Source organism: Pengzhenrongella frigida, assembly GCF_004168625.1.
Taxonomy (GTDB): domain Bacteria; phylum Actinomycetota; class Actinomycetes; order Actinomycetales; family Cellulomonadaceae; genus Pengzhenrongella; species Pengzhenrongella frigida.
This window is the reverse complement of sequence record NZ_SDWW01000037.1, coordinates 34,903-47,712: the sequence shown is the minus strand read 5'-3', so window position 1 is coordinate 47,712 and position 12,810 is coordinate 34,903. Positions and strand designations below refer to the sequence as shown.

General features: G+C 69.6%; 13 protein-coding genes. 7 read left to right on the top strand and 6 right to left on the bottom strand.

Annotated elements, in window-relative coordinates; translation table 11 throughout:
- Positions 1 to 143 precede the first annotated feature (143 nt).
- Positions 144 to 635, bottom strand: a complete 492-nt coding sequence (locus EUA98_RS14460; RefSeq protein WP_130103399.1) for a hypothetical protein — start codon at positions 633 to 635, stop codon at positions 144 to 146.
- Between the two features lie 155 nt (positions 636 to 790).
- Here EUA98_RS14460 and EUA98_RS14455 point away from each other — a divergent pair, with 155 nt between their 5' ends.
- Positions 791 to 2,575: a DEDD exonuclease domain-containing protein gene (locus tag EUA98_RS14455; protein ID WP_130103398.1), complete on the top strand. Its 1,785-nt coding sequence runs from the start codon at positions 791 to 793 to the stop codon at positions 2,573 to 2,575.
- A gap of 49 nt (positions 2,576 to 2,624) precedes the next feature.
- Positions 2,625 to 2,906 carry an Lrp/AsnC family transcriptional regulator gene (locus EUA98_RS14450; protein WP_130103397.1) on the top strand — a complete coding sequence of 94 codons (282 nt, stop codon included), beginning with the start codon at positions 2,625 to 2,627 and terminating at the stop codon, positions 2,904 to 2,906.
- A gap of 69 nt (positions 2,907 to 2,975) precedes the next feature.
- Here the strand turns inward: EUA98_RS14450 and trpD are convergent, their stop codons facing one another.
- Both trpD and EUA98_RS14440 read right to left on the bottom strand, forming a co-directional pair.
- Positions 2,976 to 4,019, bottom strand: a complete 1,044-nt coding sequence (gene trpD, locus EUA98_RS14445; protein WP_130103396.1) for an anthranilate phosphoribosyltransferase — start codon at positions 4,017 to 4,019, stop codon at positions 2,976 to 2,978.
- Positions 4,016 to 4,450 (bottom strand): response regulator transcription factor, encoded by a 435-nt coding sequence (locus EUA98_RS14440; RefSeq protein ID WP_130103395.1) that lies wholly within the window; start codon positions 4,448 to 4,450, stop codon positions 4,016 to 4,018. Before EUA98_RS14440 ends, trpD begins: the two co-directional genes overlap by 4 nt.
- A gap of 199 nt (positions 4,451 to 4,649) precedes the next feature.
- Between EUA98_RS14440 and ctaE the strand changes: the two genes are divergently transcribed.
- From ctaE to EUA98_RS14415, 5 genes are all read left to right on the top strand, one after another.
- A complete protein-coding gene (ctaE, locus tag EUA98_RS14435) occupies positions 4,650 to 5,297 on the top strand; it encodes an aa3-type cytochrome oxidase subunit III (RefSeq protein ID WP_207219101.1) in 648 nt (215 codons plus the stop codon).
- A gap of 67 nt (positions 5,298 to 5,364) precedes the next feature.
- The gene (gene qcrC / locus EUA98_RS14430) at positions 5,365 to 6,150 is read left to right on the top strand and encodes a cytochrome bc1 complex diheme cytochrome c subunit (protein ID WP_130103393.1); all 786 of its coding nucleotides are present in this window, start codon (positions 5,365 to 5,367) and stop codon (positions 6,148 to 6,150) included.
- Entirely contained in the window at positions 6,147 to 7,190 is a 1,044-nt protein-coding gene (gene qcrA, locus EUA98_RS14425) for a cytochrome bc1 complex Rieske iron-sulfur subunit (protein ID WP_130103392.1), read from the top strand. Before qcrC ends, qcrA begins: the two co-directional genes overlap by 4 nt.
- The gene (qcrB, locus tag EUA98_RS14420) at positions 7,187 to 8,953 is read left to right on the top strand and encodes a cytochrome bc1 complex cytochrome b subunit (RefSeq protein ID WP_130103391.1); all 1,767 of its coding nucleotides are present in this window, start codon (positions 7,187 to 7,189) and stop codon (positions 8,951 to 8,953) included. Before qcrA ends, qcrB begins: the two co-directional genes overlap by 4 nt.
- A 126-nt stretch (positions 8,954 to 9,079) precedes the next feature.
- On the top strand, positions 9,080 to 9,706 hold the full coding sequence (locus tag EUA98_RS14415; protein WP_130103390.1) for a superoxide dismutase: 627 nt from the start codon (positions 9,080 to 9,082) through the stop codon (positions 9,704 to 9,706).
- A gap of 67 nt (positions 9,707 to 9,773) precedes the next feature.
- Here EUA98_RS14415 and EUA98_RS14410 read toward each other — a convergent pair whose 3' ends face one another.
- Genes EUA98_RS14410 through ctaC form a run of 3 tightly spaced genes read right to left on the bottom strand, consistent with a single transcriptional unit; the run spans position 9,774 to position 12,789 of the window.
- Positions 9,774 to 10,172: a cytochrome c oxidase subunit 4 gene (locus EUA98_RS14410; protein WP_130103389.1), complete on the bottom strand. Its 399-nt coding sequence runs from the start codon at positions 10,170 to 10,172 to the stop codon at positions 9,774 to 9,776.
- Positions 10,169 to 11,905 (bottom strand): aa3-type cytochrome oxidase subunit I, encoded by a 1,737-nt coding sequence (gene ctaD / locus EUA98_RS14405; RefSeq protein ID WP_130103388.1) that lies wholly within the window; start codon positions 11,903 to 11,905, stop codon positions 10,169 to 10,171. Before ctaD ends, EUA98_RS14410 begins: the two co-directional genes overlap by 4 nt.
- Positions 11,905 to 12,789 carry an aa3-type cytochrome oxidase subunit II gene (gene ctaC / locus EUA98_RS14400; RefSeq protein WP_242511539.1) on the bottom strand — a complete coding sequence of 295 codons (885 nt, stop codon included), beginning with the start codon at positions 12,787 to 12,789 and terminating at the stop codon, positions 11,905 to 11,907. Before ctaC ends, ctaD begins: the two co-directional genes overlap by 1 nt.
- Positions 12,790 to 12,810 lie beyond the last annotated feature (21 nt).

Here is a 12,810-nt window from a genome sequence, read left to right as displayed (position 1 = left end):
ACTGACCCGCGACGACGAACTCGCCGACGCCTACCGCCAATGGCTTCAGGCCGCTTGACACCTATAGGAGCATCACGACCTTCGACGCGGGCCTGCGCAGCGCGCAGCGCGTCAGGGGCGCAGCGAGTCAGGGTCGCAGCGCGTCAGAGCCGGTCGATCGAGGCGTTCACCGCGACCTGGAGCACGACGAGGTTGTGCACGGCCACCGCGATCTTCGCCGCGCCGAGGCCGGCGACGGCCCACCAGACCAGGCGGGTCGCAAGCCCGACCGGTTTCACCGCCAGGACCAGCACGACCAGACCGACGACCAACGTCGTCGCGATCATGTAGATCGGCACCGACCCGACGAACGCCTGGCCCGCGGCCGAGAGCGGGTTCGCCTCGTAGATGCCGTCGACCCGTCCGAGCATCATCGTGGTGGCCATGTCGAGGAGCGCACCGACGAGCGCCCAGTACGCGAACGCGCGCCGCCAGCTGGGGGTCCGCAACGCGGCGGGGACCTCTGCCAGCCACTGCCCCAGGCTCGGGGCGGGCCGAGGCCGCAGCGCGGTGCGCGGGAACGCGCCGGTCGCGCCCCCCGACCCGGGAAGCCGACCCGGCTGCATCGCCGTCGTGACGGCTCTCGACCCTGCCACGCGACATCCTGTCTGCCAGACGCACTCGCTGTGCGCGTTCTCCTCCCCATCGGATGCGGCCACGAGGATGTGAGCCTCGTGCACTGACCTGCTCGTCTGCCGGTCGTGCCGCGACGGCGCGAAACCCTGTCAGCACCAACGGCTACGGTCCGTCCATGCCAACAGTGCGTCGCCTGCGCCGCGAGGATCTCGTCCCCTCGACGGTCGGGCGACCGGTCCAGCTCGGACTCGACGAGCTCGGCACCCCGCTGCACGAGGTCACGTTCGTCGTCGTCGACCTCGAGACCACGGGCGGCACGCCGCTCACCTGTGCGATCACGGAGATCGGCGCCGTGAAGGTCCGCGGCGGCGAGGTGCTCGGCGAGTTCCAGACCCTGGTCAACCCGGGCACCCCGGTGCCGGCCTTCATCCAGACCCTCACCGGGATCACCACCTCGATGGTCGCCGGCGCACCCCGCATCGAACAGGTGCTGCCGTCTTTCCTGGAGTTCGCGCGCGGCTCGGTGCTGGTCGCCCACAACGCGCCGTTCGACATCGGCTTCCTCAAGGCGGCAGCCGCGCGCTGCGAGCATCCGTGGCCGGGCAACCAGGTGCTCGACACCGTGAAGCTCGCCCGGAGGGTGGTGCTGCGCGACGAGGCCCCCAACCACAAGCTCGGCACCCTCGCGGCCTTGTTCGGCGCGTCGGTGACCCCCGACCACCGCGCCCTGTCGGACGCCCGCGCGACCGTGGACGTGCTGCACGCGCTGCTGTCCCGCCTGGCCCCGCTCGGGATCACGCACCTCGAGGACCTCGCGACCGCGACCGACCCGGTGCCGGCGGACGTGCGCCGCAAGCGGACGCTCGCTGACGGGTTGCCCGATGCCCCCGGGGTGTACATGTTCCGTGGCCCCGGCGAGGAGGTCCTGTACGTCGGGGTGTCCGGCTCGATCCGGACCCGCGTGCGCAGCTACTTCACCGCGGCGGAGAAGCGCGGTCGGATGACGGAGATGGTCCGCCTCGCGCACGCCGTCACGCCGGTGGTGTGCGCGACGACGCTCGAGGCACGCGTGCGCGAGCTGCGGCTGATCGCCGAGCACTCTCCGCGATACAACCGACGCTCACGGTTCCCGGAGCGGATGCCGTGGATCCGCCTGGTCGAGGGCACTCGACCACGGCTCCAGATCGTCCGGGAGGTCCAGCCCGGTCTGGCGCACATCGGGCCGTTCTCTGCGCGGTCGGCCGCGCAGCTCGCCGTCGACGCGCTGCACGCGACGTTCGTCCCCCGCACCCCGGGCACCCGCGGGACCACGGTCCTCGAGGTCGGGAGCATCCTCGCTGTCCGGGCCGCGATGCTCACCGACCCGGCACCCGTCGTGCTCGCCCACGCCGCACGGATCGCGACCTACATCGAGGCCGAGCGCTTCGAGGAGGCCGGTGACGTGCGCAACCGGCTCGACGCGTTCGTCCGCGGCGCCGCCCGGGCCCAGCGCCTGGCCCCGCTCGCGAGCTGCGCGGAGATGATCGCCGCGTGCCGGACGGACGCCGGCGGCTGGGAGATCGTCCTCGTGCGGTACGGCCGGCTCGCCGGTACCGCCGCGGTGGACCGGCGGACCGATCCGCGCGCGGCCATCGCCGCCCTTCGCCTGACCGCCGAACAGGTCGCGGCGCCCACCTCGCCGGCACCGGCCGCCCACCCCGAGGAGGCGGACCTGCTGCTCGCCTGGCTGGACGCACCGGGCGTCCGGCTCGTCGACCTCGCCCCGCCGCGCGATCCCACGGCACACGACGACCCGGCGCAGCACGACCCGACCGACCACGACCCGACGCAGCACGACCCGACCGTGTCCGGCCGGTGCTGCCCGGTGCATGGCGCGGACGCCTACACCGACCCGGCGCGCACGGCGGCGATCGTCGCCCGGCTGCGGCTCGCCGTCCCCGCGCCGGCGCGCACGGCATGATGGGAGACCACACCCGCAGGTCCCGCATTGCCGCCGTCGGAGGAAACCCATGCTCACTGCCATCGTCCTGATCGACGTCGACGCCAGCCGAATCCCGGAGGTCGCCGCGGCGATCGCCGATCTCCCGGGCGTGAGCGAGGTGTACTCGGTCACGGGCGAGGTCGATCTGATCGCGATGGTGCGGGTCCGCGAGCACGAGGAGCTGGCCGACGTCATCGCCGACCAGGTGAGCAAGGTCGAGGGCGTCCTGCGCACCCAGACCTACATCGCGTTCCGGACCTACTCGAAGCACGACCTGGAGCAGGCCTTCGCCCTCGGCATCGAGGACTGACCGCACCCACCGCAGCTCGGTGGGTGCAGGGCCCGGTGCGCCGGCGGGAGGGCCCGGTGCGCCGGCAGGCTACGCCGAGGCTGTGACCCAGCGGGCCAGCACGTCGGCCGCCGCGCCGTCGTCGACCGCGCGAGCGGCGTGTCCCATGCCGGCCAGGAGCCGGTCGGCCAGCGACCCGGTGGCGGTGCCGGCCAGCACGCCGTCGGCCACGAGGGCTGCGGCGGCGTTGAGCAGGACGGTGTCGCGCACCGGACCGGTCTCTCCGGCGAGCACGCGACGGGCGACCTCGGCGTTGTAGCCGGCGTCGGCGCCCCGCAGGTCGTCGACGGTCGTGGGCGCCAGGCCGAGGTCGGCCACGGCATCGAGCACCGAGGCGGTGACCTCCCCGTTGCGGACCTCCCAGATGTGCGACCGCGCCGTGGGCGCGAGCTCGTCGAGTCCGTCCTCGCCGCGGAACACGAGCGCATCGGTGCCGCGGCGCGCAAAGACGCCCGCGACGAGCGGCGCCATCCGCGCATCCGCGACCCCGACCGCCGTCGCGCCCGGCTGCGCCGGGTTGGTGAGCGGCCCGAGGAAGTTGAACGCGGTCGCGATCCCCAGCTCACGCCGAGCCGCCGCGGAGTGCCGCATCGAGGGGTGGAACACCTGCGCGAAGCAGAAGGTGATCCCGACCTCGCCCGCCATCGCCGCGACCCGCTGGACGGGCTGGTCGAGCCGGATGCCGAGCACCTCGAGCACGTCGGCCGATCCGGACGACGACGACGACGCGCGGTTGCCGTGCTTGACGACGGTGGTGCCGGTCCCGGCCACGACGAGGGCCGCCATGGTCGAGATGTTCACGGTGTGCGCCCGGTCGCCCCCGGTGCCGACCAGGTCGACGGTGCGCCCGGGGACGGCGAACCGGAGCGAGTGCGCGAGCATCGTGTCGGAGAGCGCGGTCAGCTCCTCGACGGTCTCGCCCTTGCAGCGAAGCGCGACGAGGAACCCGGCCAGACGCGCCGGCGGAACCTCACCGGCCATGACCTGGTCCATCGCCCAGGACGTCTGTCGCTCGGACAGGTCCTGCCTGCCGACGAGGCAGGTCAGCAGCTCGGGCCAGGTGGTCTCGGTCATGGGGTGACGGGTGCCGCCAGCAGGCGGGCGACGGTGCTCTGCAGCTCGATCGGGTCGAACGGTCGGGCGATCACCCCGTCAGCGAGGGACCACGAGGCCAGCCAGGCGTCCTCCGGGCGGCCGGTCAGGACGAGGATCGGCGGGCACTGGAACAGCTCGTCCTTGAGCTGGCGGCACAGGCCCATCCCGCCGGACTTCGCCGCCTCGCCGTCGAGCACGAGCAGATCGAAGCCCCCGGCGTCCGCGTGGGTGAGCACGGCCGCGTGGGTCGCCGTCTGCACCCACTCGATGTCGGGCGCGCCTCGCGACAGGCGGGGCCCGACGGCGAGCAGCACCTGCGCCCGGGTGTCGCTGTCGTCGCTGTAGAGCAGCACGCGGGGACCGCTCGCGCTCGCCGTCGTGCCTGCCGTGTCCTGCAGTTCCGTGGTCATGCTCGCCCTCGCTGGTGCTTGCCGTGCACTGGTCCTGGCATCTTGGCACGCCACGGCGCCGGGGACCGCACGCGCGGGCGGAACCGTGCCGTGCGCCACCGCCGAAACGGCCCCGATCTGCGACTGTGACGAATCTGTGACACACACGACCGCACTTCGCCTAGGTCTAATGACCCATTCCCCGGGACTTTCCTCCATAATGGCGAACGTGTCGACCTCAACGGCTGCTCCGAGCGCCTCCCTCCACGTGAGCGTCAACCGTCCCAATCCGGTGTCGGTGGGCACCATCGTGTGGCTGGCCAGCGAACTCATGTTCTTCGCCGGCCTGTTCGCGATGTACTTCACTCTCCGGTCGACGGTCCCCGACGAGTGGGCGCGGGAGACGCCGCTGCTCAATCTCCCGTTCGCGGTGGTGAACACCACGATCCTGGTGCTGTCGTCGGTGACGTGCCAGATGGGCGTGTGGGCCGCGGAGCGGTTCCAACCCCGACGCAGCGGCTCGCTCGTCCAGGTCAACCGCTGGGGCATGAACGAGTGGATGACGCTCACCTACCTCATGGGCGCGGTGTTCATCGGCGGACAGATCTACGAGTACGCCGGCCTCGTCAGCGAGGGCCTCACGATCGCGTCGAGCCCCTACGGCTCGGTCTTCTACCTCACGACCGGGTTCCACGGCCTGCACGTGGTGGGTGGGCTGCTGGCCTTCCTGTTCCTGCTCGGCCGCTCCTTCACCGCCAAGCGCTTCGGCCACCACGAGGCCACGACGGCGATCGTGGTGTCGTACTACTGGCACTTCGTCGACGTCGTCTGGATCGCCTTGTTCTCCGTGATCTACCTGATCCAGTGACCGCCCGCGCCGCCGCGGCCGCCACCAGCACCTCCGCCACTCCCCCATGCGAGACGAGGATCCAATCGTGAAGGCACTCGCCACCCGCAGGCGCAGCCGGTTCGCCCCGACGGCCCTGCTCCTGCTGGCACTGCTGATCACCGGCGGTCTGTACGCCGCCCTCGCTCCGAGCACGGCCACCGCCACCGCATCCGTCGCGACCGCCAGCGACGTCGAGCTCGGCATGAAGCTGTTCCAGGCGAACTGCGCCACCTGCCACGGCATGAACGCCCAGGGCTCCGAGGGTGTGCCGTCCCTGATCGGCGTCGGCGCTGCCGCGGTCGACTTCCAGGTGAGCACCGGCCGCATGCCGATGCAGGCCAACGGCCCGCAGGCCCCCGCCAAGACGCCCCAGTTCAACGAGGAGCAGACCGCACAGCTCGCCGCCTACGTCGCCTCCCTCGGCGCCGGTCCCGCGATCCCGACGGACGAGGAGATCGACGGCTCGCAGGGCGACGTCGCCAACGGCATGGCGCTGTTCCGCACCAACTGCGCGATGTGCCACAACGCGGTCGGCGCCGGTGGCGCCCTCTCGGGCGGCAAGTACGCCCCCGCACTGTGGGACACCAGTGCGCGGAACATCTACCAGGCCATGCTCACCGGCCCGCAGTCGATGCCGGTCTTCAACGACAACGTCCTCACCGCAGAAGAGAAGCGCGACGTCATCTCGTACGTCGAGGCGCAGCGGTCCGGCTCGCCGGGCGGCGCCGACCTCGGCGCCATCGGCCCCGTGAGCGAAGGCCTGTGGGTGTGGGTCGTCGGCATGGGCCTGTTGCTCGGTTGCGCCGTCTGGATCGGAGCCAAGTCCTCATGAACCAGCAGAACCCGGCCAAGGGCCACCCGTCGCAGGACCTCGCCGCACCGGACGGGCAGGCCGGCGTCCCCACCCACTTCACCGACCCGGGCCACCCCGAGCACCAGCCGAGGCAGTCCGACCTCCACCCGGCGGCCAACAAGCGGGCCGAGCGGCAGGTCGTCCTGCTGTTCGCGGTGTCCGTGCTCGGCACGATCGGCTTCCTGGTCGCCTACTTCGCCGTACCGCCGGGCGAGACGGTGGCCAGCATGCGGCAGTCGAACCTGCTGCTCGGACTCGGCCTGTTCCTCGGCATGTTCGGGATCGGCGCAGCCGTGGTGCACTGGGCCAAGTCGCTGATGAACTCCGAGGAGAAGGCCGAGGACCGGCACACGCTGCGCAGCTCGGACGAGACCCGGGCGGCCGCCGTCGAGATGCTGCGCGAGGGTGCGCAGGACTCCGCCATCGGCCGCCGCGGGGTGCTCAAGGGCGCGATGGTCTCGGCCCTCCTGCTCGCTCCCCTCACCGTCGTCGTCCCGCTCGTCGGCAACGTCGGCGAGGACTGGGACGTCTCGAAGTTCAAGAGCACGATGTGGCGCAAGGGCATGAAGCTGACCATCGATCCCTCCGGTCGGCCGATCAAGGCGTCCGACCTGACGATCGGTTCCGTCTTCCACGTGATCCCCGAGGGTCTCGAGGACACCGAGCACCCCCTCGACGAGAAGGCCAAGGCGGTCGTGCTCCTCATCCGGCTCGACCCCCGCGACCTCACCGAGGCCGAGGACCGCAAGGGCTGGTCCTACGACGGCATCGTCGCCTACTCCAAGATCTGCACCCACGTCGGCTGCCCGGTCGCCCTGTACGAGCAGCAGACGCACCACCTGCTCTGCCCGTGCCACCAGTCCACGTTCGATGTCGCCGACGGCGCCAAGGTGCTGTTCGGCCCCGCCAAGCGCCCGCTGCCGCAGCTGCCGATCGAGGTCGACGACGAGGGCTACCTGATCGCGCAGAGCGACTTCACCGAACCAGTGGGTCCGAGCTTCTGGGAGCGCCTGAAATGACCACGACGACCCCCTCGGGCGGTGCCCGCGCAGCGGGTGCCACCGCCGACTACCTGGACCAGCGCACCGGCATCGCCGCCGCCGTGAAGGGCCTGTCCCGCAAGATCTTCCCGGACCACTGGTCCTTCATGCTGGGCGAGATCGCGCTGTACTCGTTCGTCGTGCTGCTCATCTCGGGCGTCTTCCTCACGGCGTTCTTCGTGCCGAGCATGGCCGAGACGGAGTACGACGGCCCCTGGGCCGCGATGAACGGCGTGCCGATGTCCGAGGCGTTCGCCTCGACCCTGCGGCTGTCGTTCGAGGTGCGCGGCGGGCTGCTCATGCGGCAGGTCCACCACTGGGCGGCGCTGCTGTTCATGGCCGCGATCGTCACGCACATGATGCGGGTCTTCTTCACCGGCGCCTTCCGCAAGCCGCGCGAGCTCAACTGGCTGATCGGCTTCACGCTGATGATCCTGGGCCTGGTCGCCGGCTTCACGGGCTACTCGTTGCCCGACGACGTCCTGTCGGGCAACGGCCTGCGGATCACCGACGGCATCGTCATGGCGGTCCCTGTGATCGGCACCTACCTCTCGTACTGGATCTTCGGTGGCGAGTTCCCCGGCCAGGACCTGATCCCGCGCCTGTTCACCATCCACGTCCTGCTCGTGCCGGCGCTGATCCTCGCGCTCATCGGCGCGCACCTGTTCTTGGTGTTCCTGCAGAAGCACACGCAGTACCCGGGTGGCGGACGCACCGACAAGAACGTCGTCGGCTACCCGCTCTTCCCGATCTACGCCGCGAAGGCCGGTGGGTTCTTCTTCATCGTCTTCGGCGTGATCGCCCTGATGGCCGCGACGATGTCGATCAACCCGGTCTGGAACTACGGCCCGTACGACCCGTCGCCGGTGTCCTCGGGCGCCCAACCCGACTGGTACATGCTCTTCCTCGACGGCGCCGTCCGACTGATGCCGGGCCAGACGGAGTTCGTCATCGCCGGCTTCACGCTCTCGCTGAACGTGCTGGTCCCCGCCATGGTGGTTCCCGGGGTGCTCTTCGGGGTGCTCGCGCTCTACCCGTTCATCGAGGCGTTCGCGACCGGCGACAAGCGGGTGCACAACGTGCTCGACCGGCCCCGCAACGTGCCCTTCCGCACCGCCACCGGGGTCTCGGTCCTCTCGGCCTTCATCGTGCTGATCCTGTCCGGCGCGAACGACATCATCGCCGACCACTTCAGCCTGTCGATCAACGACATCACCTGGACCCTGCGGGTGCTGCTGTTCGTGGTGCCCGCGATCGCGTTCTGGGTCACCAAGCGCATCTGCCTGGGCCTGCAGCGCAAGGACCGCGAGCTGGTGCTGCACGGTCACGAGACCGGCCGGATCGTGCGCTTCGCCCATGGCGAGTACATCGAGGTCCACAAGCCGTTGAGCGACGAGGAGCGGTGGCTCCGGGTCAACTACGACGCCCACGCGCCGCTCCAGATCGCGCCGGCCCACGACTCTCGCGGGGTGCGCCGCAAGGGCTACCGCCGTGATCTCCTGCGCCAGCGGGTGTCCCGCACGTTCTTCGAGGATCGGGTCGAGCCGGTCACGCCCGCCGAGCTTGCCGCCGCACACGCCCACGGGGCGCACGACGCCCTCGAGAGCGCCGAGCCGCACGGCGGGCACGAGGCCGTCGGTGCAGCCACGGAGGCCCCCCTGGTCGGCGGCGCCGTCTCGGGCGGCGGTCGACGGCTTGCGGACCACGACGACGACCTGGGTTCCGACACCCGGAATTATTGATCCGACCATTTGGTTGGACCAGGCAATGGCGTTCACCCGCTGAACGCCGCTAACTTGGGGGCACCGCAAGGTGGTACCCCGATCGCCGCAGCGAGCTGCGGCCTGACTTGGAGAGGCTTCGCATCCATGGCTGACTACACCCTCCCGGACCTGCCCTACGACTACTCGGCCCTCGAGCCGCACGTCTCCGGCCGCATCATGGAGCTCCACCACGACAAGCACCACGCTGCCTACGTCGCCGGCGCGAACACCGCCCTCGAGCAGCTGGCCGAGGCACGCACGAGCGGCTCGTTCGCGACCGTGTCCTTCCTCGAGAAGAACCTTGCGTTCAACCTCGGTGGGCACGTCAACCACTCGGTCTTCTGGAAGAACCTCTCGCCCGACGGCGGCGACAAGCCCACCGGTGAGCTCAGCGCCGCGATCACCGAGCACTTCGGCTCGTTCGACGGCTTCCAGAAGCACTTCACGGCGAACGCACTGGGCATCCAGGGCTCCGGCTGGTCCATCCTGGCCTGGGACTCGATCGGCCAGCGCCTCGTGATCGTGCAGCTGCACGACCAGCAGGGGAACATCGCGCTCGGCCTGGTCCCGATCGTGGTCCTCGACATGTGGGAGCACGCCTTCTACCTCGACTACGTCAACGTCAAGGGCGACTACGTCAAGGCCTGGTGGAACATCGTCAACTGGGCCGACGCCGCTGAGCGCTTCGCCCGGGCGACCACCCAGACGTCAGGCCTCATCGTTCCCGCCTGACCTCCCCCATACGACGAAGCGCCGGTGACCCTCGAGGTCACCGGCGCTTCGTTCGTCTGGATCGGGGCTAGTGCGCGTGCTGACCGGTGGAGAACTCGAAGACCCAGCCGCACAGGCCGACGACGGCGACGGGAATCGCGATGAGGAGCATCCACCAGCCCATCGCCAGGCCGAGGAACGCGATCGCGGCAGCGAGCGCGATGACCAGCGGCCACCAGCTCCACGGGCTGTACACGCCCTGGTCGCCGGCGCCCTGCTCGATCTCGGCCAGCGGGTCGTCCTCCGGTCGGGAGTCGATCCGCTTGATCAGCAGCGTGAAGTACGCGCCGATCATCGCCATGAGGAGCGCGACCATGATGAGCGCGGCCGACCCGACCGGCTCCCACCCGCTCCAGAAGCCGTACACGGCGGCGCAGAGCCCGAAGAACGGCGCCATCCACAGGAAGAGCCTGGTCTCGACCTTCATCGGATCTCCCCCTCGTGGCCATCGGCACCGATGCGGTCGGGCTCACCGAGCAGCTGATCGAGGAGTCCGGGGTCGGGCTCCGCATGGTCCATGGCCGCGACCTCCGGGTGGTGCAGGTCGAAGGCCGGTCGCTCCGAGCGGATCCGCGGCAGCGAGGTGAAGTTGTGGCGCGGCGGCGGGCAGCTGGTCGCCCACTCGAGCGAACCGCCGTAGCCCCACGGGTCGTCCACCGTGACCAGGGGCGCGTTGCGCCAGGTGATGTAGACGTTCCACAAGAACGGCAGGGTCGACGCCGCCAGGATGATCGCGCCCGCGGTCGACACCTGGTTCATGAAGGTGAAGCCGTCCTCGGGCGAGTAGTCCGCATACCGCCGGGGCATGCCTTCCACCCCGAGCCAGTGCTGGATGAGGAACGTCGTGTGGAAGCCGATGAACGTCAACCAGAAGTGGACCTTGCCGAGCGACTCGTTGAGCATCCGCCCGGTGAACTTGGGCCACCAGAAGTAGAAGCCGGCGAACATCGCGAACACCACGGTGCCGAAGATGACGTAGTGGAAGTGGGCGACCACGAAGTAGGTGTCGGTCACGTGGAAGTCCAGCGGCGGGCTCGACAGGATCACGCCCGTCAGGCCGCCGAACAGGAACGTGGCCATGAACCCGAGGGACCAGAGCATCGGCGTCTCGAACGTGAGCTTGCCGCGCCACATCGTGCCGATCCAGTTGAAGAACTTCACCCCGGTGGGCACCGCGATCAGCATCGTCATCAGCGCGAAGAACGGCAGCAGCACCGCGCCCGTGGCGTACATGTGGTGCGCCCACACGGTCATGGACAGCGCAGCGATCGCGATCGTCGCGTAGATCAGACCCTTGTAGCCGAAGATCGGCTTGCGGCTGAAGACCGGGAAGATCTCGGAGACGATGCCGAAGAACGGCAGCGCGATGATGTAGACCTCCGGGTGCCCGAAGAACCAGAACAGGTGCTGCCAGAGGATCGCACCCCCGTTCTCGGGGTTGAAGACCTGGGCCCCCAGGCGCCGGTCCGCGCCGAGCGCGAACAGGGCCGCGGCCAGCGGCGGGAACGCCATCAGCACGAGCATGCTCGTCACCAGGGTGTTCCAGGTGAAGATCGGCATCCGGAACATCGTCATGCCGGGCGCGCGCATGGTGACGATCGTGGTGATGAAGTTGACGGCACCCAAGATGGTGCCGAACCCGGTCATCGCCAGGCCGAAGACCCAGAGGTCACCGCCGAGGCCCGGTGAGAAGGCCGCGTTGGACAGGGGCGCGTACGCGAACCAGCCGAACGACGCGGCTCCCTGCGGGGTGAAGAACCCGGCGCTGGCGATCAGCCCGCCGAACAGGTAGAGCCAGTACGCGAACATGTTCAGCCGCGGGAAGGCGACGTCCGGCGCACCGATCTGCAGCGGCATGATGACGTTCGCGAAGCCGGCGAACAGCGGCGTCGCGAACAGCAGCAGCATGATCGTGCCGTGCATCGTGAAGAGCTGGTTGTACTGCTCCTTGCTCGACAGGATCTGCATGCCGGGCTCGAACAGCTCCGCGCGGATCAGCAGCGCCATCAAGCCACCGATGGCGAAGAAGATGAACGACGTGACCAGGTACATGTACCCGATCGTCTTGTGGTCGGTCGAGGTGATCACCTTGATCACCTGGCGGCCCAGCGACTGGCGCGCCGGGGCCAGACCGGGGATCTGTGCGGTCGTGGCGGCCATCAGTTGTCCATCTCCTGCGGACCGAGCGAGGTCCGCGCATCCTGCAGCCGGCTGAACTCGATGCCGAGCTGCCCTGTCTGTCCCTTGTCACGCAGGGCTTCCATCTGCTTGTCGTACTCGGCCTGCGAGACGACAGCCACGTTGAACAGCATCGACGAGTGCTCCTCACCGCACAGCTCCGCGCACTTGCCCGTGTAGACGCCCTCACGGGTGGGGACGATCTGGAACGTGTTGGTCCGGTTGGGGATCACGTCGAGCTTGTACAGGAACGCCGGGACCCAGAACGAGTGGATGACGTCGCGGGAGTCCAGCACGAACTCCACGCGCTGGTCGACCGGAAGGTAGAGCGTCGGCAGGAGGTCCAGGCTGCCGGACGCGCCCACGTCCTCGGCCTGCACCCCGGTCTCGTAGACGTCCTCGTCGACGTAGTTGAAGTCCCAGCTCCACTGCTTGCCGATCACCTGGACCGTGAGATCGGGCTCATGGGTCGTGGTGTCGGTGATCGCGCTCATGTCGCGGGCCGTGTAGAAGTACAGCACCCCGATCATGAGGATCGGCAGGATCACGTACATGATCTCGAGGGGCACGTGATAGCGCAGCTGCACCGGCAGCGTGTCGTCGTTCTTCCGCTTGCGGTACACCACGATCGCCCAGAGCATCAGGCCCCAGGTGAGCACACCGACCGCGAGCGCGGCCTCCCAGGAACCGACCCACAGGCTCGTGATGCGGGCGGTCTGGTTCGTGACCTCGCCGTCGGTGAAACCGGGCAGGAAGCCCCGCTGCGCCTCGGCGGAGCAACCAGTGAGCACGATCGCGACCAGGGCCGCGACTGCTGCGACCCTCAGTGCCGGGCGCCGGTGTCGGCGGGTGGAATCCGAGTGCAAGGTACGACCTCTCGCGTCACG

Bases quoted from the DNA above. Each gene is read 5' to 3' on its own strand.
- EUA98_RS14410 (WP_130103389.1), bottom strand. From the start codon at position 10,172: ATGAAGGTCGAGACCAGGCTCTTCCTGTGGATGGCGCCGTTCTTCGGG.
- EUA98_RS14440 (WP_130103395.1), bottom strand. From the start codon at position 4,450: ATGACCACGGAACTGCAGGACACGGCAGGCACGACGGCGAGCGCGAGC.
- EUA98_RS14415 (WP_130103390.1), top strand. From the start codon at position 9,080: ATGGCTGACTACACCCTCCCGGACCTGCCCTACGACTACTCGGCCCTC.
- ctaD (WP_130103388.1), bottom strand. From the start codon at position 11,905: ATGGCCGCCACGACCGCACAGATCCCCGGTCTGGCCCCGGCGCGCCAG.
- ctaE (WP_207219101.1), top strand. From the start codon at position 4,650: ATGGCGAACGTGTCGACCTCAACGGCTGCTCCGAGCGCCTCCCTCCAC.
- qcrA (WP_130103392.1), top strand. From the start codon at position 6,147: ATGAACCAGCAGAACCCGGCCAAGGGCCACCCGTCGCAGGACCTCGCC.
- EUA98_RS14450 (WP_130103397.1), top strand. From the start codon at position 2,625: ATGCTCACTGCCATCGTCCTGATCGACGTCGACGCCAGCCGAATCCCG.
- qcrB (WP_130103391.1), top strand. From the start codon at position 7,187: ATGACCACGACGACCCCCTCGGGCGGTGCCCGCGCAGCGGGTGCCACC.
- EUA98_RS14455 (WP_130103398.1), top strand. From the start codon at position 791: ATGCCAACAGTGCGTCGCCTGCGCCGCGAGGATCTCGTCCCCTCGACG.
- trpD (WP_130103396.1), bottom strand. From the start codon at position 4,019: ATGACCGAGACCACCTGGCCCGAGCTGCTGACCTGCCTCGTCGGCAGG.